The following is a 19,860-nucleotide window of genomic DNA, read 5'->3' on the forward strand; positions in this document are numbered from 1 at the left end:
TTCAATGGGGGTAAATGATTGTAGCACATGACATAAGCCATGGACATAACGCCAGTCAGCAAGTCAGGACAGGCGGCCTTTAGCGGAGGGGTACTCTTGATCATGTTGTTGGCAAAGCGTTCTTGACGGCAAGTCATCGGAACATCCTCCTCGTTGAAGAGGACGCCGAGGCGCTTCTAACTACCACTGAAAATGGTAGTCCCACTCTAAAGTCATGTTTAGAAAAGAGCGATGTTTAGGTGGGTGCAGGGTAAATCAAGGCCCTTTTGCCGGCTACCTGAAACGCGTTGTCTAAAAAGCGGAATGATATTACGAGCGCGGGCGACACGCACACCCAGGTCGGCGATGTTAATTTTGTAACGAAATTATCGTGACAAATCATGACCTGTTTCTTATTTCTTGTTTCTCGTGGGCCGGCTGAAAAGCGCTCGCAGGAGGATTTGTGCGGCTGGAAACAGGGAGGCGATGCATGAGAAGGACGTCGGAAGAGGCTGCAGCTACCCGAATGCGGATTTTACGATCTGCCGAAGTTGTCTTTATCGAAAGAGGATACGATGACGCCTCCTTGCAGCAAATTGCCACCGAAGCGGCTGTATCAACCGGCGCCGTTCAGTGGCATTTCGGACAAAAGATGCACATTCTACTAGCCTTGCGCGATGAGCTATGCTGGCATGGGAGAAAGCTGGGCCGGCTCCATGACGCGGGTTTGGTTGAGAAGCCATTGAAGGCAATCGCCGAGATTGCCGCATCAGCCATTCAATATTTTGCAGACAATGCAAACGGCAGGCAAATTCTCCAGATCTACGATAAGAAGGTCTCCGATACAGTGGCCCTCTATGATGAAGACCGCAAGTTTCAACAGGAGATGCGTGCTACGTTAGGGAGCATCTTTGGATACGCGGAGGCGAGAAAGGAATTATCAGATCCCTGGACGTCGGACACTGCGGCAAATACCTTTTGGTTTGCAATGCGCGGAACGTTCCAGACCTGGCTGGAGGAGGATCCGCGGTTTGACTTGAAGTCCGACGGCACGCGTATCGTTCAAACGATGCTTTCCTCATACGAGCGCGCCGACTATGGTCACTAGATAAAACGAGAAGAGTTCGCTCGACAATTCGATTTTATAATCGCCGAGCGTTTTCCGGTACTTCCTCAAATGAGGTGGAGTAGATGCTAAACCCGACAGACCGCCCTCCATTCGAGAGGGTTTGAGCATGGAATTCTGCACGTCATGCGCGACCTTGAACGGCGAAAGGCCCTGTTGCATCCGCTGGCGAGAAAATACATTGCTGAGCTCGTGGATCCTGCTTTGCCTTCTCTCAGTCGAGAGGCAGTGGTTTGGCACCACGGAATCAAACCGGGTACAAGCGTGAATCTGAAAAAGCTTTCGAAGCTGCTGAACTTCAGCCCCAACACGAAGGTCACCAAGGCGCGACCGCGTCTCGATCGCCTTTGCGATCTAGGTCTGCTCAATGGTCGTCATCGCGGTGAATACTCGGTCTCACTGGGGCCTCGCGGCGCTCTTCGTCAAACGCGGCTACAGAATGATGGCATCAGAACGTAGTCATTGGCAGCTCAAGATTTAGTTTCAGCTTATAGGCTCGACTGAACTCGAACTTCTGAGCGAAGACTACCATCAGCGCTTGAAGCGTGGCGTCCAGCTTTCGATCAATTCCTGCTGCTCGTCCTCTTCGTCGGGCTCCAATTCCTGCCCGATCTTGTTAGACGTGAGAACAGTCAACACTTTTCCGTAGGCGCCAAGGCCAAGGGACTCTTCCTTGACGGTTTCGCGTGTGGGGCCTCCAAGCCACTCCCGGACATCGATCTCATCCTTGACCCGCTCCCCGGCGGCAACGCGCATCGGATTAGCAGCGAGCGTGGCAGTCACGGTACCCAGGGGCAACCTGAGCCCCTTCCGAAGCCAGTCCAGCATTGGGAGCGATTTCATGGCCTCGGACATGAAGCAATAATCAATGACACCGCCGGTGCTCATGATCACGGCCGTGGCAGCATCGCTGATTTCCGCATACCGGATTGCAGCCGCCGTCCTTGAGGCTATACAGAGGTCGGCGATGGCTTCGATCGCCGCCAGGCCGGGCTTCTGGCGGTCAATTTCCTTGCGGAACGGCTGTTCCGGCATCAGCAAACCAGCTGCAAAATGGTCGGCTTCAAGCTCATAGGGATCATTCGTGACGAATCCGCCGCGAGAAACGTGAATGCCGTTCTGAATAACCTGATCCACGTGGCCCGGAAGAAAATAATGGCCGAGCTCATGGGCCACGCTGAACCGTTGAAAGCCTTCGCTGCGAATATGGGTCGCGTAGACAATGCCGAAATCGTTTCCGTGTCGGAGCAGCATCCCTGAGACGCCATCGACCTTTTCCGGTTTGCCCTCCACCATGATGTCGCGACTTGCGGCAATTGCAAACGGATCGACCGGAAGAGACAGGAGTTCCTCTTCCTTTAGCAGCGCCTCAGCAGCTTGCCGTGCCATCTTAAGGCTGAATACCTTGCTCATCCACCCGAACCCTTTTTCTCAGCCGCGCGTCGCGCGAGCATCTGCAAAAAGTCTTTCGCAATTTCACGATCATTTCCTGTCAGCTTGCTCATGTCACGGAACAGCGGGTCGCCGTCCTTTGCAAGCTCCGGCTCTTCGGATCGCCCCAGCAGGTAATCGGTCGTAATCTCGAGTGCGTTTGCGAGTCGGCGCAGTGAGTCGAACGACGGCTTGCGTGTACCCGTCTCAAAATGAGCGATGGAGCTCGCAGGCATCCCCGCTTTTTTTGCGAGTTCATCCTGGTTGTAACCCCTTAGAATCCGGGCACTTTTCAGCCGTTCCTGAAAAATTTGCGACGGGTTCTTTTCTTCTGGCATGTCTACTCCGGCATGAAAATCTTGACGAATTGTAAACCACATCATATATGGATAGACAGTTATCTCATGTCGAATGCGACAAGTCCAAGAGAAAGAAGCGATGTTGGCCGGTAGTTCAGATGAAGTTGCACGTACCGCGTCGCCAGACAAAGCGGACGTTTCGTCGCTCAAGCGACCGTTCCGTGTCCTGAGCCTCGATGGTGGCGGGATGCGCGGGATCTACACCGCGGCGTTTCTCGCGCGGCTTACTGATCAGTTCGCGCGCATTCGCGGGACAACCCCGCTCGATCTTGGCGCGGGCTTCGATCTGATCACTGGTACCAGCACTGGCGCAATCGTCGGATGCGCCCTTGCTGTCGGTCGTCCGATGCAAGAGGTCGTCAACCTTTATCGCGATCACGGGCCAAAAATTTTTCCCCATCGCATTACTGGAAAGCGCAGCGCGCTCTTCCGCGCGGGACGCGGCAGTACCTACGTGCGCCAAGGTGATAAAGCACTGCGCGAGGCGCTGACAGCTGTTCTTGGCACCAGGACGATGCTCGACGTCTTCCAGAGGCGTAATATTTCCCTTTCCATCCCTGCGGTTCTGATGAGCACGCATCGAGCGTGGGTTTTCAAAAAGACGCCCCGGAGCGGTGTGCGGGACGATCTCTATCCTCTTGTCGACGTCTGCATGGCGACGAGTGCCGCGCCAATCTACCGGTCGCTTGCTGCCATTGATGACCCCAATTCGGTTGGCGGGCCGAAGCAGGTCTTCGCCGATGGCGGACTCTGGGCCAACAACCCTATCATGGTTGGTCTCGTCGATGCCCTCACCATTGCGGGACCCGATCAGCCGATAGAAATCTATTCGCTCGGGACCTGCCCGCGTCCCGAGGGAGATCACCTTGATGAGGAATCGGCTCATCGGTCGATGCTGGACTGGTCCCTCGGAGCCGACGTCGCACCGTTGAGCATTTCCGCACAGGAATTTGCTTTCGACAATATGGCGCGCCTTCTCGCCAATGCGATGAGCGACTGCGGACGCTCAATTCGGCGCGTGAGGTTCCCCAACAAGGCAGTGCCCGCGAGCATGATGCCCTATCTCGCGTTGGACGATACCCGTCCGGAGGCGATGGATCGGCTTGTTCATCAGGCTCACACGGATGCGGATTTGACGAAAAGTGCCTGCGACGATCGCAACAACCCTGAGGGGGCAATGATCTCGCGTCTCATGAATGATCTGCCGGCCATGCCGGTATCGGGTGTTGTGTGGCCGATCGATGATGGCCGGAAAGGATAAGGCATGTTCGACTGTTCAAAAGATGTCCGGGCCTACCACGACCAGGATGTGACCCTGCCGCAGACCGAGCAGGATAAGATGCGCAATCGCCGTGACGCCAACCGGACGCGGCTTCGCAACGGGTTGCAGAAGGCAGAAAAGCCCGGCCCTCTGGAGTTCGTCAAGCAGGGCAGTTACGCGATGAAGACAATGGTCCGTGACCCGGACAATGATTACGACATCGACGATGGCGTCTATTTCGCCAAGGAGGATCTAGTCGGGGAGCGTGGCGCCGAGATGACCTCTCACCAAGCGCGCTCGATGGTGCGTGATGCCGTTGACGACGGAAAGTTCAAGCGAGCACCAGAGGTGCGCTCGAATTGCGTCCGCATCTTCTATGAGGCGGGCTATCACGTCGATCTTCCCGTCTATCGTCGCGTCACGACCTCCACGATCTTTGGAGACGTATACCACTACGAGTTGGCTGCAAGCAGCGGCTGGAAGCGCTCCGACGCACGCGACGTCTCTACCTGGTATGAAGATGAGCGTTCAAATTCTTCGGATGGCCGTCAGTTGCGCCGCATCAATCGCGACCTCAAGAAATTTGCGCGCAGCCGGTTCAACTGGCGTTCATCGATCTTGAGCGGTTTCGGCATTACCGTCGTCTTGACCGAGCGCTACCAACATTCCACCCGTGAAGACAAGGCGCTCTACGACACGATGGTGTCGATCCGAAACAGGCTCGATTGGAACCTGCAGATAGCCCATCCGGTTACGCCGAACAGCGACATCACCAACGGCAATGATGACGCGCGCGCGCGGTTCTTCCGCGACAAGCTGACCGATGCGATCGATATGCTCGCGCCGCTGTTCGACACTGACTGCACCCGTGAAAAAGCCCTGAAATGTTGGGACAAGGTCTTTGCAACAACCTTTTTCAGTGAACGGCTGGAGGAAGAGAAAAGGGCCAATGCATTTGCGCCGGCGATCATCGGTTCAGCCGCTCTTCTCGGTCAGGCAGCCGCTGCTGCCGCTGCGGTGAGCAGCGCAGGTGGCGGACGCCATGCATGACTTTAATCCATCGCTTGAATGGCGACAGGCCGCGCTTCAGCTCGAGGCGCGGCTGCGGGCCCTTCTAGGTCAAGCGCCAGAGCGGTTGGACGGTCACACGATTTCGACCTCCTATCCAAATCGGAGTTGGGTCGCCGCCTGGAGAGTGAGCATTAAGTTTAGCGACGGCAAGACACGGCGTATCGATGTTGTTGCGACGGCGGCATTTCCGAGAATCCCCGTTCGGACCGCGCTGGTAGATCATCCCGAAGCTTTGACATGGCCGCATGTAGAGGGTGATGGGATACTTTGTTTGCTACCGAATATGGCAGAGGTCGATCCCGACGACCCAACGGCCGTCGCAGAAAACCTCCTGATCCGGTCGGTTGGTCTGATAGAGGAGCTGTTACAGGGCGATATCGTCGAACGGGACTTCAAGGAAGAGTTTCTGACCTACTGGGCCTACAAGACCCACTCCGATGGCAGCCGGTTGTTCAGCCTGATTCGCCCGGCAGCGCCATCGCGCTCCGTGCGCGTTTGGAAAGGTGAGGGCATCACCGTCGTCGGCCAGCACGAGGAGACTCTCCTGACCTGGGTTGCGCGGCGGTATGGACAAGGCGCAACCGGCAAAATTACGCAGGGCGCGTTCCTCTGGATGGAAACCCCACCGCTTCCGGCACAGTATCCGGACAGGGCAGCCGACCTCTATTCGCTGGCGGCGGAACTAGGACCAGATTCCGTTAATGCGCTCGAGGATGCCGCCCGCCGAATACCTGAAGAAATTGTCACCGTCATTGGCGCCGAGGGCCGTGCCGGCGCTGGCCTCATTGCCGTCCGGACATTGAATCCGAAATTCGCGCATGGCCGACCGTCACCGGTTGCTGAGCCAGTGACGAAGGGATTTCGCGCTGGCAACGCTCCGCCAACATTAATCAGTCAGCGATTTTTCGGGAGGACACCTGTGGTGAGATCGTCAGTGCAGCGCGCCGATGTAGCCTGGATACACGGACGAGGGCAGGATCCCCGAACCGAGAGACTTCTCTCCTCCACTGTTGTGGTCATCGGTTGCGGTTCAGTCGGCGCGCCCGTCGCCTGCTCGCTGGCGCAAGCTGGCGTCGGCCATCTCGTTCTTGTCGATCTTGACGAGTTGAGCTGGCCGAATGTCGGTCGCCATCCTCTAGGGGCGACTGCGATCGGCAAGAACAAGGCGATTGCCCTGGCTGAGCGCTTGCAGATGGATTATCCCCATCTTCTTATCGAAAGCCGGTCATATGGCATGAGCGCGCTCCTTCAGTTGGACACCGAATTGCTCACCGAGGCCGATCTTATCATCTCGGCGACGGGCAGTTGGGCGGCAGAGCATGCTTTGAACGACTGGCATGTCGAGCAAGGCAGGAAGAAGCCAATCCTCTATTGCTGGACCGAAGCGCACGCTTGCGCAGGACATGCCGTGGCAATAGCCGAACACGGCGGATGCCTGCAATGCCATCTCGGCCGCACCGGTACCCCGGATTTTAAAGTGGTGGATTGGCCAGACGGTGGCCAAAACAAGGAAGAGCCGGCATGCGGCGCGCATTTCCAGCCTTACGGCCCTGTTGAGCTTTCCTTTGTGAACGCTATGGCCAGCGACATGGCGCTCGACTGCTTGCTTGACGCGCCAAGCACGTCAGCCCATCGGATTTTTGCTGCCCCGCACAAGCGCATTGGGATGCTGGGCGGGGTCTACAGTACTGACTGGTATTCCGAGTTCGGGACAAAAGATGGGGATGGTCGGGTAGTCGATCGTCACTGGAGCCTACGCGGTTGCGCTGCTTGCCGCCGAGCGCCTTCTGAGAAATAATCATGTTATCCAGAACGTTGAGCCTCTGGCTGACTTTTCTCTGTGGGTAAGGGAAATCAGGCAGGCCAGGCTGCGGCAGTAATCAAACGCCTTCTTGTTTTGTGAAAGCCGGGAAATGGCAGATCGCGTTGTACATACCAGCCGGGGCAAGTGGTCTTCACCAAGAATTCCGCATAAGGGGTGGACTTGCGTAGGCATCGACGATCTTGAAGCGCCGTCGCAGGAATGTGAAATGTGCGAAAGCGTTGATGTGCGCTATGTTCATTACATGGAGCCTCCGCACTATCCGGAGACACTTGCTGTGGGGTGCGTATGCGCGGAGCATATGTAGGACGATTACGTCAGACCAAAGCAGCGTGAGACGGGAATGCGTCTGATTGCCCGCCGGCGAAAATCCTTGGCCGCGAAGAAGTGGCGGATTTCGCAACTAGGCAATCATTTCGTCAACACTGAAGGCTTTAATCTTACTGTCTTTGAACGCGGTGAAGGATTTGGGATCTTTGTCGCGCGTCGCGGGACGGATAAGCGTCAGATTGGTAGGAAGAATTATCCGAGCCAGGAAGGGGCTAAAGCTGCCGCAATAAGCGCGCTCCTATGGGCGAAAACGCACTTGTGAAGGCGCCGCAAGAGTCTAACGATCGCCCATAGAAAATGTCCGTTCCGGCAATTCGCGGCGTAAGCACCTCATGGGTTGCCCTGTATCACTGCGCAGCTTGATCTCCCGTACAAAGGTTTCCCCGACATGCTATCTCTCTTTCGATGAAATGAGCGCGATCTCGATTCCCCCTCTCCCTACGGTCGTAGTCAAAGCGTCCACAGAGACAAAAAATAGGGCCACCGGAATACCGAGGCCCTTGAAGTGTGAAGGTCAAAAACCTCCAGAGGGGAACAGCTGATACGATGGACCTCGGAGGAAGCCATCGCGTGCATCAGCTATACGCAAACTGCCTAGATATTGAGCGATGCGCAAACAAGAATTGTGCAACGCACCTATGCAAAAGGGGACGACCTCCATAACACCCTCGAATTTGCGGTTGCTTGCTGCGTGCACCTCTTTTTCCCACCTGACGCCTGCATTGAATGCAAGCTACTCCCAGACCGGTGTGGACGGATCAAAGAGTGTGGTGTGGGGGGATGTGTTCCGCATCAGCGAGACCTTTGAAGCTCAAGGCTGGGCTTATGGAGGCGTTCCATTCCCGCTCGATGGCATCCTGGTCCAGCCCCGGATCTCCGTCGATCAACCCGCTGTGGGGTCCGCTAGCAAGCTGCGGCCGCTCGGCTTTGCCTCCGCGGTGATCGCGACCGGTTCCGGACACTGACGGGAGCCATCGAGCGGGAACGGCCCGCTCCAAGATGGAGCCCTTCGATGAACACAGATCTCAACCTCGCACAGAACCACGCCTTCCAGCTTTCCCGTACGCTTATGGTCCCGGTCACGCTTTTCCGGTCTGGCGACGAGTTCGGCGTTCTTCCGAGCGACGAACTCGATGACGGCGAGGTCGAGACCATCGCCGAGTTCGATCCCTTCGCGTACGGGCCGGCTCATTGAGTCGGCATTCATTGCCGCTTGCGAGCCGCAGGCGGCAAGGGAAGCTTCGCCGCGGCTGGTGTGGCCCCTGGTGCCAAGGTGCAGATCTGCAGGTTGCCAGTCGCGCCCTTGCCTCCTTTGCTCTTCGCGGACCGTCGGAAACGGTCCCGCAAAATGCGGGAGAAATGAATCGGACAAGAAGGGCGGCGCCAGGAGCGCCGGTATAAGGATGGAGAAACTGGAAGACTTACGGGATCGTGTCCCGTGCGCCGTCGTGCTGGAGCAGGCGGGGTTCGCGGTCGATCTGAAGGAAAGCACACGGCGGGCAATCAAATACCGGCGCGGCGGGGAGATTGTCATCGTCATACACAGCGGCAGCGGTTAGTTTGATCCGCTGTCCGAAGCCAAGGGCGATGTCTTCAGCCTCATCCAACATATGGAGGACTTCTCCTTTCTTGATGCTCTGGCACGTCTCGCGTCGCTGGTTGGGATCGACTTGCAAGAGCCGGAGTGGCGACGCTCAACGCGAGATGCGGCTCCTGCAGCATCTTTCTTAAACGTCAAGGAGATGACGATGCTGCTGGAACAACACATCGAAGAACTGCGCCGCGCGATTGCCGCGGAGCTGGAGCTGGCTCAGGCGGAACTGGCGGTCATCATGGCCGTGCAAGATGGCTCCATCGACGCCGAGCCGCCCTTTTGAGGGCGGCGATCATCCGCAATGCAGCCGCCACCGTCCGACTGTCATGAGAAGCAACGCTTTCGCTGTCTCCTTGACGGGGACGGGGATCGGGATCAGCTTCGAGCGTGAAGGCGAGCGCGCCGATGATGCTGCGCGGAGAGCCGCCTCTGCGGCTTCAATCAGTTCGTCCCCAGCCCTTCGTGTGGATTACTTGTTCAGAGCATCCTTCAGTGCCTTGGCGGGCTGGAACGTAAGCTTCTTCGCAGCGGCAACCGTGATGGTGGCGCCGGTGGCCGGATTTCGAGCCTCGCGCTCCGGCGTGTCCTTGGTTTTGAACTTGCCGAATCCGGGGATCGATGTTTCCGCGCCGGAGGTGGCAGCGGCTGTGATCGATGCGAACACGGTTTCGACGATCGTCTTTGCCTGCGCCTTGGTCAGGTTCTGTTCGGATGCGATCTTGTCGGCGATTTCGTTGGTCGTGGTCATGATGGGTTCCTCGTTAAAGACGCAAAACCATCTCAGCCGATCCAGATATTGTCATGCGGCGATGTCTGCGGAACGGTGATCCTCTTGGTGTTTCCACAGTTTATTGCTGGTTTGTAGCCTCTTTTTCGCTTCTGCAGCACCAGTTCGAGAAAGCGCCATATCGCGTCCTTCTCATTGCCGAACACCTCGGTCATCTCTCCGCCCGCCTTGCCGATCCGTCCCCAGCTTCGCACCACGGCTATTTCCCCGAACAGGGTTGGCCGGATCGCAAGCGCGTAATATCGGGCCATGTTCCTGTTGGCGTCGATCCTCTGGCAATAAAACTGGTAGTGGTGAGTGCCCATGCCGCATGATCGCCGATGTTCACGATACGGTCCAACGACACTTATGAATCGAAGAACCGCTTCCGATTCATTTCCGTGATGTTTGACATTTGCCGATCTCGGGAAGCGTTTGGGCGAACCGGCTTTCGCCGACCGGGTGCTATTCGCTTGCGCTCACGGAGCCCGGACCCGGTCTCCGCCTGCGGTGACACCCCCTTTCGCTGGCCGTTTTACTGGCACACGGACACGACGCCTGGCGTCGTCGTGATGCTCTTCTTTTCTGACCTGCTATTTTGCACCCGCCGCTGCGGCGTCAAGGACGTCGCGGCAACCTCCAATTTGCTGCCGCCGCCTGAGATGGCTCTGGCAAATCGGTTCCTCCGCTCGCCGCCTCCGGCGGTCGCGATGCGATCCTGGACCACTCGCGTCTACGGTGCGGGCTCCTTGCGTCAAAAACGAAGGAGACGTTCCACGACACAGCGAAAGATCAAAGACATCGATAGTGGCAGCCCACAGTACTGGCGCGAGCGCGCTGAAGGGTTTCGGCTGATCCGTGAAGCGGAGCACGCCTATGATCGCCTCAAGCGCGCGCCAACCTACATTTCCGGTGGCTATGACGAGGATGGCGATGTCATCCCCCTCGAGAACCTCGGTCCCTGCGATGCGATGGACGAGGCGATAAAAGCCATCGAAGCCAACGAGACTGCCGTGGATATCCTCGTCGCCCAACGCCGCACGGAAATCGGTGGCTGGCGCATCTATGCCGTCATCCGCGAACTCAACCCTGCGGCCGATTAGCCTAGGCCGTCGACTCATAAACTCTGACACCAGATTCTTGGGGCGACGAGTTTGACAGCTGCGAGATAGTTTTCCGGGCGCTTGTCGTAGCGCGTGGCGATGCCTCGAAACTGTTTGATCTTGTTGAAGAAACGCTCGACAAGGTTCCGCTGCCTGTAAACCCAGCGCGAGAACGAGAAGGAGCCCTTGCGGGTTGCCTTCGGCGGGATGTTGGCCCAGGCCTTTCGCTCGGCCGCCTTGGCGCGGATTGCGTTGGTGTCATAACCCTTATCGGCAAGCAGGATATCACCTTCGCCGAGGTCGTCTGTCAGCGCATCGGCTTCAGTGCAGTCAGCAATCTGGCCGCCGGTCAGACGGAGCGTGACTGGCCGACCTTCGGCATCGACGAGCGCGTGGATTTTGCTCGTGAGCCCGCCGCGGGAACGTCCCATGCAACCATCGTCTCGATCCCCTTTTTTCCCGTGGCCGCGTGTTGATGAACGCGAACACAGGTCGAGTCGATCATGACGATGTCGCCGTCATAAGCCTCTGAAACGGCTTTAAGAAGACGATCCCAGACACCGGCCTTACGCCAACGGACGAAGCGGTTATAGCAGGTGGTTGGCCGCCCATAACGTTCTGGAACTTCCGACCACGGCGAGCCGGTTCGGAAGCGCCAAAGGATGCCGTTCAGGCCCCGTCGGTCATCGACACGAGGAACGCCGCGAGGCTTGTTCGGCAGTAGGGACGAAATGATTGACCACTCGTGGTCGGTGAGTTCGTAGCGGCGGCGTGTCATCATAGCTCCTAATTCGGAAGCCTTGAATCACGCGGAACGCAATGCGCCAAGAGAATTTATGAGTTTACCGCCTAGGTGTTCAGTCCCGGCATTTGATGGATCGGATTTAGCCTGAACCGTTCGGGTTCTTTTGTCCAGCATCTACAGATGAACTCGTATGGGGTGAGGCCCTTGAGGGTCTTGAGGCGGCGGCCGAAATTGTAGGCTGCGACAAAGTCTGCGAGGTGGGTTCGCAACTGGTCATGGTCATCGTAGTGGAAGCGCTTGACGGTCGCTTCCTTGATTGTGCGGTTCATCCGCTCGACCTGGCCATTCGTCCAAGGATGTTTCACCTTGGTCAACCGATGTTCGATGCCATTCTCATCGCAGACGCGATCAAAGATGTGGCCGAAATCATGGATGTCGCGAGGGCGGTTTGTGAACTGGATGCCGTTGTCCGTCAGCACGGTATGGATTTTATAGGGAGCGACCTCGACCAGATTGCGCAGGAACTGTGCAGCCGCCATCTTGCCTGCCTTCTCATGCAGCTCGACATAGGCAAACTTGGATGTCCGATCGATGGCAACGAAGAGGTAGAGCTTACCTTCGGCGGTTTGAACCTCGGCAATATCAATGTGAAAATAGCCAATTGGATAGGATTTGAATTTCTTCTTGGCCGGCTTGTCACCCTCGACCTCAGGCAGCCTGGAAATGTCGTGGCGCTGCAGGCACCGGTGCAGCGATGACCGCGTCAGATGCGGAATGGTCGGCTGCAGCGCGTAGAGGCAATCATCCAGCGGCAGCAGCGTATGCCTGCGAAAGGCGACGATGACCGCCTCTTCCTCAGGCAACAAGACTGTTGACTTCGGCTCCTTCGGACCGGTCGCCAGATCGGCAACCGATGTCCGTTTCTTCCATTTCGCGACTGTCGTCTGGTTGATCCCGTAGCGCTTTGACAGCGCCCTCAGGCTCTCTTGACTATTTTGTATTGCTCGACGGATTGCCTCTGTCGTCGTGGCGCTGCCGTGCAGAATTTGTCCCACAATGCATCCCTCCAGGCTTGGGAGAATAATGCACCATCAAAGTCCGGGATCAAACACCTAGGGGACGAAAGGTGGCGCTGCCGCCTTTCGTCCCTCTCCTCCGTTTGGGAGCCATGCCAGCCGGACCGACCGGCCGACCCGGCAGACGAAAGAGCGCAAGCCCCATCTCGACACTCATCCCATGAGGGAAGGTCAAGCCCCCCACAAACACCCTACCATGGGAAAAGGGGACGGTTCCCTCCTCCCTCTCCCCAAATCCCTATCCCTGTCCCGGCCGATCAATGGTCAGGTTGGCACTGCAGCGCATGACTTACGTCGTTTACTGCAAGCCCTACGATGACTAGGCGGCGTGGACAAATTTGCGAGGATCGTGTGACGTGCTATTCTCGCCTTATGACATGTTCCCGCTGTGAAAATCTTGACGAGGTCGTGCGCATCAGGACGCCGTATGAGCTGTTTTCGGTAGTCAGAACAGTGCGGCAGGCGTTAGCTGATGGTGATATCGAGGAAATTGACGCTGGTCCTATGGAGGGTAGGACAGCGTTTTGCGATTTGACCGCTAACGGCCCGCTCGACGATCTTTTACTTTATCGGTATCGGTGCGCCGAATGCTCGCAAAATTTCGAGTTAAGCGCAGAAACGTATCACGGAAGCGGTGGATCTTGGCGCAAATCTACACCCATTGAATCTGCATGATTGACGCCGCGCCAATCGGTTGATTCAACGCTGCCTTTTGGAGGCAGGTTTGAGCCGGGGCGATCTCACCGAAGCAGAGTGGCGGATTTTGAGGGGTTTGCTGCCAATCGAACCTAAGAACCGTGGTCGAGGCAGGCGTCCCGAGCAGAACCGAGCTATCATCAACGGAATCTTTTGGCGGCTCCGATGCGGAGCGCCTTGGCGCGACGTTCCGACCAAGTATGGGAATTGGAACACCGTCATCGTCGGTTCCGGAGGTGGAGCGAAGCCGGAGTCTGGGAGACCGTGGCGGTAACGCTGGCCGAGGTCATGGCAGACAGCGGCCACTACAGCATCGACAGCACCACAGTCCGCGCCCACGTCTCGGCAGCGGGCGGAAAAGGGGGCTCATCGACGCGCTCTTGGCCGCTCGCGGGGCGGGTTCACCAGTAAGCTTCACTGCCTGGCTGATGCCCTTGGACGACCGCTCGCCTTCCATCTGACAGTTGGCGAAGCAGCAGACAGCAAGGCCTATGAGGAACTGATCGACCTGCCCGAGCGCACGCCGAATGCTTTGCTTGCCGATAGGGGCTATGATGCAGACGCCATCCGCGCCAACCTTGCGCAACCGAAGATCGAGGCTGTCATACCCGGCCGATCAAACCGCCGCGTGAAAATAGAACATGATCGGAAGCTTTACAGGCAGCGCAACCGCATCGAGCGCATGTTCGGCCATCTCAAAATCAACCGTGCCATCGCTACCCGCTACGACCAACTGGCAAACAGCTTCCTCGGCATGGTGCATATCGCCACAGCCAGATACTGGCTCAAATTTGTCCACGTCGCCTAGGAGTGGGGGTGACAAAAGGAGGCCAGCGGCGGTGACGACAATTCTTCAAGCTGAAATCCTGACGAACATGGCACTGGTCATGGAGCGAGAGCGAATAAACTGGCTGGCACGGTGACCTTGCGATTGAGCACCATCGACCGTATCGCTCGCAATCTTGATATCCCGCTTGTTGAACTTTTCGGTGAGCTAACTGTCAGGTTCCATCAACACCATTGACTGCCGGCCTGAGCCGACTAGTGCCGCGAGATTGTTCAGACGGAAGCAACGGACGGAGCATTCTGCGCCGTGATAGGTGTTGTTTCGTTCTGTGGCTGCCGCTCGCCTGTCGTTGCGCGAACACGGTTCAATACCGGTGGCAGGAATGGCACATCTTCCCAGACGACATCGCCTTCGAAGAGCGTTTCGGTATTGCGGTTACGCCATCTGACTTCTTCTCTGGTCACGAAGGGAGGCGCGATTTCAGCGAGGGTCGCCAACGGTACAAACCCGACCGTACAGATCAAAGCAATGAACCTTAGCGTCAAATCCGCATGCTGCGGAAATACCTCCAGACTGATGATCGCTTCGGCGACGATAATAGGCGTGAAAGCCATAAACGCTGCCCAGATGTTCAGTGGCCCCAGAAGGGAATACCAGTCTTTCTTCCAGTGCATGCTCTGTTGTTCCTTCCGACATTGTAAGCTGTGGTGGCATTTGAAGGCTTTCAGGCAAAGTTACATCGATCTTCTTTCCTGATGGAATCTATTTTGCCCGACACAGACCTTCATGTCATCACGCCGGAACCAGATCGCGCGTCCGCATCGAAGCGGTGCATTGCCGGCGGTAAAGGACGATCTGCTCGTCGCTGCGCATCCGCAGCACCTCATGCGGCAGGATCAGCGGCCGGCGGCTGAGCTGCTTCGACCGCGATCGCGACGATCCCTTCATTCTGGTAGAACGGTTGGTTTGATCCACCTCGACAGTGGTGTCGCCGCAGCGCTTGGAAATGTAGTCGGCGGTATCGATTGTCAATCGGCGTCGTAACGGGGGTCTGACGCAATTTCGATTATGTTAGGGCGCTCCGATAATACGCGCTTCAAGCAGGTCGAGTTTCCCACGCCCGTACATTTGCCGTTTGATAAGATTAAGCTTGGTGATCTGTCCCTCGGTCTGCCTGTTCGACCAAATCGAAGTGATTGCGTTCTGAACTGCGGCTCTGTCGCGGATGACGCCGCTGGCAAACGACGCTACCAAGCTGTGCGCCGCGCGCTTGATCCAGGTCTCTAGATGTTTAGTCCCGGGAATTGATGGCGCAACATAGCGTGGAAACTTTCGACAACATCCCTAGCCTCGACGAGGTCGGGTAGCCGCTCCTCAATTGCAGCCACAGTGACCGTTTGAGCCTTGGTCAAATTGTTGCGCTCCAGGGTCATAAGACGAACGATGGTGCGTGCGGCGGGCGCGTGGCCAAGCCCGTCCTCGGCCTTTTCAGCCCGCCTTCGCCGTGTTGCCCATTCTGTGACAACACGGAGACCGCCGCCAAAGCCGGCCAGCCGAAGCTGCCGCCACAGTTCGGCACCGTTTCGCAATCCGGCATCCCATTGCGCCTCAAGCCAGGGCAGATGCTGTTCCAGGGATGTTTGCCGGACTCGGAAGATGTCGGTCCGCTGACCACGAACGACGCTGCGAACCAGCTTTCGGCTGTGACCGGTTCTGCGCACGATTTCCTTGATGGACACGCCTTCGCTGACGAATCCACGGATAACGGCGTTTGCCTCTTCACGCCGCAGATATCCCTCGTATTGGAGCCGCTCAGCGGCGGTCAGAAGCTTCGTTTTTACGGTGGCTGTACCTATTGCCACGCGAACCTGCCGCATTGAGTTGCGCACAGCGTCGAGAAAAGCCTGGCTGGCGTTCTCCATTAAATGCCAGCGGTCGGCGACCTGATCGGCATGTGGCGGGGCTTGTGCGGTGGCCTGCGCATACCCGCCGCCGCGGTCTCGTGCCACGATTTCGATCTGCGGCTGCCGGACCAACCAAGCCTTGGCGGTCGAGGGCTCCCGGTCGGGCACCAATGCTATCGTCTTTCGCCGCTCAAGATCGCAGATGATCGTGCCATATCGATGATTAAGACGCCATGCCCAGTCATCGATGCCGATAACTTTCGGCGGCGTTGGCGGCGGACGATTATACCGGCGAACGGTTCGAAGGAGCGTATCATTGCTAACCGGGAACCCGAGACGATCCGCAAATCGCGCAGCAATTGCCGTGATGCGAAAGGGACTACTGCAGCAATTGGGCGCACCGCAGCTGTTATACGATCAGCCGACCAATCTGTTCGTCGCGACATTCATAGGGTCGCCGGCCATGAATCTCTTTGATGCGCGGATCCACGAAGGCGGAAACGGCAAGATCGTCTGCGAGATCGCGCGGCAGGCCCTTGCGCTGCCTGAAACGGTCCTGTCCAGCTTTTCGTCGCTTCGCGACCGATGTGGCGGCAATGTTGTGCTCGGAGTGCGCCCCGAGCATCTGGTGGATCCCTTGCGCCGATCGCCCGATCTGCCGCGATTGCGTGGACGTGCCGTCGTCATCGAAGCGCTCGGCTGAGAGAAACTCGTCCAGATTGAGATGCCTGGCACACCCGTCAGGTCCGATGATGTCATGGAAATCGCCCGCGATATAGACGCCTCCTTATCGGATATGCACGGCCCCGGATCGAAGAACGACACCATTCGGGTCGTGGGACGGTTCGACCCGCGGACTGATGTTTTCTGGAATGAGTTCGTGGAGGTCTCCGTCGACGTTGTCAACCTTCATTTCTTCGATCTAGCGACAGGCATTTCGCTCAGGACGTAGTCACGCCTCCAGGCTGGCGCATAAAGGGAAAATGCTATGTTAAACGGCGATGCGGGACGGCAAGCCAGGCATGCCGCACGGGCCCAACACGTTCTCGGCCCGCCGCGAGCAATCGTAGCGGGATTTCTGTGTGATCGTCTCAACGGGACGACTTGTTTTTTGCTGTGGGTGAAAATAGCTTTATTATATGCAATAAATCGCCATCCTGTTTGACGCGACAGGGATCGTGCAACCCATGAGGAGATTGAGAGAGATGATGGATCGTACCGCAACCAGCAACATGGTGGTCCCTGAAGATACCGAGGCGCTTCAGCGGCTATACGCGGATTTCGAAGCGGAGCACTTGAAGCCCCTCTGGACCCAAATCGACGACCTTATGCCGGTTGTACCGAATCCCAAAGCTGTGCCGCATGTCTGGAAATGGTCGACTCTTTATCCGCTCGCCAAGAGATCGGGTGACCTCGTTCCTGTCGGTCGCGGCGGAGAGCGTCGGGCCATCGGCCTCGCCAATCCCGGACTAGGGGGGCGGGCTTATATCAGTCCGACGCTGTGGGCCGCGATCCAATATCTGGGACCGCGCGAAACCGCGCCCGAACATCGCCATGCCCAGAATGCCTTCCGTTTCGTCGTTGAAGGCGAGGGCGTATGGACTGTTGTTAACGGCGACCCCGTTCGCATGAGCCGGGGCGACTTCCTGCTGACGCCCGGTTGGCATTTCCACGGCCATCACAACGATACGGATCAGCCGATGGCCTGGATCGATGGTCTTGACATCCCGTTTTCTTATCAGAATGATGTCGGATTTTTCGAGTTCGGATCCGATCGCGTCACCGACTACGCAACCCCGATGGTGTCGAAGAGCGAGAGATTGTGGTGTCATCCGGGCCTGCGGCCGCTATCTGGTCTTCAGGACACGGTCAGTTCACCGATCGGAGCCTATCGCTGGGAATATACCGATCGGGCCCTTACCGAGCAGTTGCTTCTGGAAGAGGAGGGGCAGCCGGCGACGGTCGAACAAGGGCACGCGGCCGTTCGCTACACCAACCCCACGACTGGCGGCGACGTCATGTCGACGATCCGCGCGGAGTTTCACCGTTTGCGCGAAGGCGCCATCACTCCCGGGCGCCGGGAGGTCGGTTCGTCCGTCTTCCAGGTCTTCGAGGGAAAGGGCTCCGTCGTTCTGAACGGGACCGAACATGCGCTGGAGAAGGGCGACATGTTCGTCGTTCCGTCGTGGGTCGCATGGTCCTTGCAAGCGGAAACCCAATTCGATCTATTTCGCTTTTCAGACGCGCCCATCATCGAGAGGCTCAATTTCGCACGAAGCCAGGTTATCGAGCGTGATCGATAAGGGTAGGCGGAGGACAATCGGCGATGGGAAATCTGGACGATGCGCGAGCCGCACTGCGATCGCGGCTCGGCAAAGGAGCACGCTTCGATGCGCCGCAGGCACCGGCGGAAACACTTGCCTGGGCGAGGCTCGGGACGGCTTATTTCGCCCGCAAACTCGGTGAGCTTTCAAACGAGGAACTGGATCTCCCCTCCCGCGTCGCCGGGTGGAGCCGCCGCCATGTCATCGCGCATGTCGGCTATCAGGCACGGCATCTCGCCAGATTGGCGGAGGCTGCGCGTGCCGGCAGAGGTGTCGAGGAACTGGCCGAAGCGGAGGCGCAAAACGAAGACGTGGAATTCGGCGCCACGCTGCCGGCACATGCCCTGCGCTATCTCTTCAGGCATTCCGAGGTGCATCTCAACGTCGAGTGGCGCGACATGGACGAAACGGCATGGAGCGCTTCCGTGACAACCCTGTCCGGAGAGGTCGTCCATATGCGCGATACGCCCTGGTTGCGAGTGAGGGAAATATGGCTGCGCTCGGTCGATCTCGCCAACGGCGCTTCCGTCCTCGATTTTCCCGCACCCGTCAGAGATCGGCTGCATGCTGGCGATATACCGGCCTGAAGCGCACTGCTAGTCCGCAAGCGTTGCCTGCGCGATTATTTGGGAAAGAAGACGGATATCTTCTTGCAAACCTCGCGCAGGAGGACCGCTGCATGGGAGTCTGGTCGCAGGATGGCCGGGTCCCCGGAATTGAGTGTGATGGCCGCCTCGGCCTCCCCCTGCCAGTTCAACACCGGAACGCTGATTGCGTTCAAACCCGGAATGAACCGACCATCGACCGTTGCGTAACCCCGCTCGCGCGTGGTTTCCTGAAGGCGCTGAAGATCATCCGGTTTCGACGGATCGAAATCCGGCCATATGAGCCCGAGGCTTCTGGCGCGTGCGATCTCTTGCTGTAGAAGTTCGCTCAGCAATGCCGGTTGTGAGAATGCCAGAAAGATTCGACCGGTTGCCGAGTTCAGAAGCGGCAAAGTCGTGCCCAGACCCATGGAGGTAACGACGAAGCTGCCGGAACGCTGCCAGCGAACCACAGTCGGCCCGTGGGGTCCCCAAACCGCAATGAGACCGGCCGCACCCGTCCCCAGCACGAGATCCTCCAGATGTTCGGCCGCTTCATTGACGAGATCCATTTGTGCCATAGCCGCAAGCCCCAGTTCGATGGCGCCCTGAGCCAGTTCGTAAACGCCGGCCCGCTGCTTTTGCCGGACTAGGCCCGCCTTGGCGAAACTGGCCAGGTAGCGGTGCACCTTGCTCATCGGCATATTCGATCTTCGCGCGATCTCGGTGAGAGATGCACCGGCGCGCAGCCGCACGATCGACTGCAGAACAACAAGCGCGGAATCCAGCGACTGTATCCCTGCGCGTGATGCCTCGCCCTCGTCGGTCTTCTGAACGTCATCCATGGTCCAACTCCCTTTTTTCCCAGAAAACGAAAAAAACCGACGAGCGCAAGCGTTTTT

Annotated in this window: 23 protein-coding genes and 3 pseudogenes; 15 read left to right on the forward strand and 11 right to left on the reverse strand. The window is 57.7% G+C overall.

Features of this window, described 5'->3' with window-relative positions:
* Positions 1-469 precede the first annotated feature (469 nt).
* Together I8E17_RS31450 and I8E17_RS31455 are read left to right on the forward strand one after the other, a co-directional pair.
* Entirely contained in the window at positions 470-1,087 is a 618-nt protein-coding gene (locus I8E17_RS31450) for a TetR family transcriptional regulator (RefSeq protein ID WP_209160151.1), read from the forward strand.
* 144 nt (positions 1,088-1,231) lie between these two features.
* On the forward strand, positions 1,232-1,564 hold the full coding sequence (locus I8E17_RS31455) for a hypothetical protein (RefSeq protein ID WP_209160152.1): 333 nt from the start codon (positions 1,232-1,234) through the stop codon (positions 1,562-1,564).
* Positions 1,565-1,636: 72 nt separating this feature from the next.
* On the opposite strand, the gene I8E17_RS31460 is transcribed toward I8E17_RS31455, so the two are convergent.
* Both I8E17_RS31460 and I8E17_RS31465 read right to left on the reverse strand, forming a co-directional pair.
* Positions 1,637-2,518 (reverse strand): ImmA/IrrE family metallo-endopeptidase, encoded by an 882-nt coding sequence (locus I8E17_RS31460; RefSeq protein WP_209160153.1) that lies wholly within the window; start codon positions 2,516-2,518, stop codon positions 1,637-1,639.
* Positions 2,515-2,874: a helix-turn-helix transcriptional regulator gene (locus tag I8E17_RS31465; RefSeq protein ID WP_081159734.1), complete on the reverse strand. Its 360-nt coding sequence runs from the start codon at positions 2,872-2,874 to the stop codon at positions 2,515-2,517. The genes I8E17_RS31460 and I8E17_RS31465 overlap by 4 nt, the downstream gene beginning before the upstream one ends.
* A 73-nt stretch (positions 2,875-2,947) precedes the next feature.
* Here I8E17_RS31465 and I8E17_RS31470 point away from each other — a divergent pair, with 73 nt between their 5' ends.
* From I8E17_RS31470 to I8E17_RS31495, 6 genes are all read left to right on the forward strand, one after another.
* Positions 2,948-4,156 carry a patatin-like phospholipase family protein gene (locus I8E17_RS31470; protein WP_219256747.1) on the forward strand — a complete coding sequence of 403 codons (1,209 nt, stop codon included), beginning with the start codon at positions 2,948-2,950 and terminating at the stop codon, positions 4,154-4,156.
* A gap of 3 nt (positions 4,157-4,159) precedes the next feature.
* On the forward strand, positions 4,160-5,206 hold the full coding sequence (locus I8E17_RS31475; protein ID WP_209160155.1) for a cyclic GMP-AMP synthase DncV-like nucleotidyltransferase: 1,047 nt from the start codon (positions 4,160-4,162) through the stop codon (positions 5,204-5,206).
* Positions 5,199-7,025: a ThiF family adenylyltransferase gene (locus tag I8E17_RS31480; RefSeq protein WP_209160156.1), complete on the forward strand. Its 1,827-nt coding sequence runs from the start codon at positions 5,199-5,201 to the stop codon at positions 7,023-7,025. The genes I8E17_RS31475 and I8E17_RS31480 overlap by 8 nt, the downstream gene beginning before the upstream one ends.
* A gap of 367 nt (positions 7,026-7,392) precedes the next feature.
* On the forward strand, positions 7,393-7,641 hold the full coding sequence (locus tag I8E17_RS31485) for a hypothetical protein (RefSeq protein WP_229002309.1): 249 nt from the start codon (positions 7,393-7,395) through the stop codon (positions 7,639-7,641).
* A 346-nt stretch (positions 7,642-7,987) separates the two neighbouring features.
* A complete protein-coding gene (locus tag I8E17_RS31490; protein WP_209160157.1) occupies positions 7,988-8,344 on the forward strand; it encodes a hypothetical protein in 357 nt (118 codons plus the stop codon).
* Positions 8,345-8,391: 47 nt separating this feature from the next.
* On the forward strand, positions 8,392-8,574 hold the full coding sequence (locus tag I8E17_RS31495) for a hypothetical protein (RefSeq protein ID WP_174067037.1): 183 nt from the start codon (positions 8,392-8,394) through the stop codon (positions 8,572-8,574).
* Positions 8,575-8,800: 226 nt separating this feature from the next.
* Here the strand turns inward: I8E17_RS31495 and I8E17_RS35420 are convergent, their stop codons facing one another.
* A complete protein-coding gene (locus I8E17_RS35420; protein ID WP_209160158.1) occupies positions 8,801-8,989 on the reverse strand; it encodes a hypothetical protein in 189 nt (62 codons plus the stop codon).
* Positions 8,990-9,127: 138 nt separating this feature from the next.
* Between I8E17_RS35420 and I8E17_RS35330 the strand changes: the two genes are divergently transcribed.
* Positions 9,128-9,256, forward strand: a complete 129-nt coding sequence (locus I8E17_RS35330) for a hypothetical protein (protein WP_255610428.1) — start codon at positions 9,128-9,130, stop codon at positions 9,254-9,256.
* A gap of 186 nt (positions 9,257-9,442) precedes the next feature.
* Here I8E17_RS35330 and I8E17_RS31505 read toward each other — a convergent pair whose 3' ends face one another.
* Together I8E17_RS31505 and I8E17_RS31510 are read right to left on the reverse strand one after the other, a co-directional pair.
* Positions 9,443-9,721, reverse strand: coding sequence for an HU family DNA-binding protein (locus I8E17_RS31505; protein ID WP_209160159.1), 279 nt, complete (start codon positions 9,719-9,721; stop codon positions 9,443-9,445).
* A gap of 32 nt (positions 9,722-9,753) precedes the next feature.
* The gene (locus tag I8E17_RS31510; RefSeq protein ID WP_209160160.1) at positions 9,754-10,065 is read right to left on the reverse strand and encodes a WGR domain-containing protein; all 312 of its coding nucleotides are present in this window, start codon (positions 10,063-10,065) and stop codon (positions 9,754-9,756) included.
* A 246-nt stretch (positions 10,066-10,311) separates the two neighbouring features.
* On the opposite strand from I8E17_RS31510, the gene I8E17_RS31515 reads away from it, so the two are divergent.
* Positions 10,312-10,842, forward strand: a complete 531-nt coding sequence (locus I8E17_RS31515) for a hypothetical protein (protein WP_229002310.1) — start codon at positions 10,312-10,314, stop codon at positions 10,840-10,842.
* 14 nt (positions 10,843-10,856) lie between these two features.
* On the opposite strand, the gene I8E17_RS31520 is transcribed toward I8E17_RS31515, so the two are convergent.
* Both I8E17_RS31520 and I8E17_RS31525 read right to left on the reverse strand, forming a co-directional pair.
* Positions 10,857-11,620 (reverse strand): IS5 family transposase gene (locus tag I8E17_RS31520; RefSeq protein WP_209160517.1). Its coding sequence is split into 2 segments (ribosomal slippage): positions 10,857-11,305 and positions 11,305-11,620, totalling 765 coding nucleotides; the frame shifts between segments, so codons are not numbered across the junction.
* Between the two features lie 71 nt (positions 11,621-11,691).
* Positions 11,692-12,642 carry an IS481 family transposase gene (locus I8E17_RS31525; protein WP_209160162.1) on the reverse strand — a complete coding sequence of 317 codons (951 nt, stop codon included), beginning with the start codon at positions 12,640-12,642 and terminating at the stop codon, positions 11,692-11,694.
* A gap of 745 nt (positions 12,643-13,387) precedes the next feature.
* Here I8E17_RS31525 and I8E17_RS31530 point away from each other — a divergent pair.
* Positions 13,388-13,633: a transposase gene (locus I8E17_RS31530; protein WP_267486576.1), complete on the forward strand. Its 246-nt coding sequence runs from the start codon at positions 13,388-13,390 to the stop codon at positions 13,631-13,633.
* 27 nt (positions 13,634-13,660) lie between these two features.
* Positions 13,661-14,167, forward strand: a pseudogene (locus I8E17_RS31535) (IS5 family transposase); the annotation flags it as partial.
* 251 nt (positions 14,168-14,418) lie between these two features.
* Here I8E17_RS31535 and I8E17_RS31540 read toward each other — a convergent pair.
* The 3 genes and pseudogenes from I8E17_RS31540 to I8E17_RS31550 form a co-directional block, all read right to left on the reverse strand.
* Positions 14,419-14,820 carry a hypothetical protein gene (locus tag I8E17_RS31540; RefSeq protein WP_209160163.1) on the reverse strand — a complete coding sequence of 134 codons (402 nt, stop codon included), beginning with the start codon at positions 14,818-14,820 and terminating at the stop codon, positions 14,419-14,421.
* Positions 14,821-14,880: 60 nt separating this feature from the next.
* Positions 14,881-15,169: pseudogene (locus tag I8E17_RS31545) on the reverse strand (type IV secretory system conjugative DNA transfer family protein); the annotation flags it as partial.
* A 48-nt stretch (positions 15,170-15,217) separates the two neighbouring features.
* Positions 15,218-16,395 (reverse strand): annotated as a pseudogene (locus I8E17_RS31550) (ISL3 family transposase); the annotation flags it as partial.
* A 22-nt stretch (positions 16,396-16,417) separates the two neighbouring features.
* Between I8E17_RS31550 and I8E17_RS31560 the strand changes: the two are divergent.
* From I8E17_RS31560 to I8E17_RS31570, 3 genes are all read left to right on the forward strand, one after another.
* On the forward strand, positions 16,418-16,753 hold the full coding sequence (locus I8E17_RS31560; protein WP_209160164.1) for a hypothetical protein: 336 nt from the start codon (positions 16,418-16,420) through the stop codon (positions 16,751-16,753).
* 505 nt (positions 16,754-17,258) lie between these two features.
* Entirely contained in the window at positions 17,259-18,353 is a 1,095-nt protein-coding gene (locus I8E17_RS31565) for a cupin domain-containing protein (protein WP_209160198.1), read from the forward strand.
* 23 nt (positions 18,354-18,376) lie between these two features.
* A complete protein-coding gene (locus I8E17_RS31570) occupies positions 18,377-18,961 on the forward strand; it encodes a maleylpyruvate isomerase N-terminal domain-containing protein (RefSeq protein ID WP_209160166.1) in 585 nt (194 codons plus the stop codon).
* A 35-nt stretch (positions 18,962-18,996) separates the two neighbouring features.
* Here the strand turns inward: I8E17_RS31570 and I8E17_RS31575 are convergent, their stop codons facing one another.
* Positions 18,997-19,803, reverse strand: a complete 807-nt coding sequence (locus I8E17_RS31575; RefSeq protein WP_209160167.1) for an IclR family transcriptional regulator — start codon at positions 19,801-19,803, stop codon at positions 18,997-18,999.
* Positions 19,804-19,860 lie beyond the last annotated feature (57 nt).

This window comes from Rhizobium sp. AB2/73, from assembly GCF_020871915.1.
GTDB lineage: Bacteria > Pseudomonadota > Alphaproteobacteria > Rhizobiales > Rhizobiaceae > Rhizobium > Rhizobium dioscoreae.

Coding starts and splice junctions, on each gene's coding strand:
- I8E17_RS31450 (WP_209160151.1), top strand. CDS start 470: ATGAGAAGGACGTCGGAAGAGGCTGCAGCTACCCGAATGCGGATTTTA.
- I8E17_RS31455 (WP_209160152.1), top strand. CDS start 1,232: ATGCGCGACCTTGAACGGCGAAAGGCCCTGTTGCATCCGCTGGCGAGA.
- I8E17_RS31460 (WP_209160153.1), bottom strand. CDS start 2,518: ATGAGCAAGGTATTCAGCCTTAAGATGGCACGGCAAGCTGCTGAGGCG.
- I8E17_RS31465 (WP_081159734.1), bottom strand. CDS start 2,874: ATGCCAGAAGAAAAGAACCCGTCGCAAATTTTTCAGGAACGGCTGAAA.
- I8E17_RS31470 (WP_219256747.1), top strand. CDS start 2,948: ATGCGACAAGTCCAAGAGAAAGAAGCGATGTTGGCCGGTAGTTCAGAT.
- I8E17_RS31475 (WP_209160155.1), top strand. CDS start 4,160: ATGTTCGACTGTTCAAAAGATGTCCGGGCCTACCACGACCAGGATGTG.
- I8E17_RS31480 (WP_209160156.1), top strand. CDS start 5,199: ATGCATGACTTTAATCCATCGCTTGAATGGCGACAGGCCGCGCTTCAG.
- I8E17_RS31485 (WP_229002309.1), top strand. CDS start 7,393: ATGCGTCTGATTGCCCGCCGGCGAAAATCCTTGGCCGCGAAGAAGTGG.
- I8E17_RS31490 (WP_209160157.1), top strand. CDS start 7,988: ATGCGCAAACAAGAATTGTGCAACGCACCTATGCAAAAGGGGACGACC.
- I8E17_RS31495 (WP_174067037.1), top strand. CDS start 8,392: ATGAACACAGATCTCAACCTCGCACAGAACCACGCCTTCCAGCTTTCC.
- I8E17_RS35420 (WP_209160158.1), bottom strand. CDS start 8,989: ATGTTGGATGAGGCTGAAGACATCGCCCTTGGCTTCGGACAGCGGATC.
- I8E17_RS35330 (WP_255610428.1), top strand. CDS start 9,128: ATGCTGCTGGAACAACACATCGAAGAACTGCGCCGCGCGATTGCCGCG.
- I8E17_RS31505 (WP_209160159.1), bottom strand. CDS start 9,721: ATGACCACGACCAACGAAATCGCCGACAAGATCGCATCCGAACAGAAC.
- I8E17_RS31510 (WP_209160160.1), bottom strand. CDS start 10,065: ATGGGCACTCACCACTACCAGTTTTATTGCCAGAGGATCGACGCCAAC.
- I8E17_RS31515 (WP_229002310.1), top strand. CDS start 10,312: ATGCTCTTCTTTTCTGACCTGCTATTTTGCACCCGCCGCTGCGGCGTC.
- I8E17_RS31540 (WP_209160163.1), bottom strand. CDS start 14,820: ATGCACTGGAAGAAAGACTGGTATTCCCTTCTGGGGCCACTGAACATC.
- I8E17_RS31560 (WP_209160164.1), top strand. CDS start 16,418: ATGCGAAAGGGACTACTGCAGCAATTGGGCGCACCGCAGCTGTTATAC.
- I8E17_RS31565 (WP_209160198.1), top strand. CDS start 17,259: ATGGATCGTACCGCAACCAGCAACATGGTGGTCCCTGAAGATACCGAG.
- I8E17_RS31570 (WP_209160166.1), top strand. CDS start 18,377: ATGGGAAATCTGGACGATGCGCGAGCCGCACTGCGATCGCGGCTCGGC.
- I8E17_RS31575 (WP_209160167.1), bottom strand. CDS start 19,803: ATGGATGACGTTCAGAAGACCGACGAGGGCGAGGCATCACGCGCAGGG.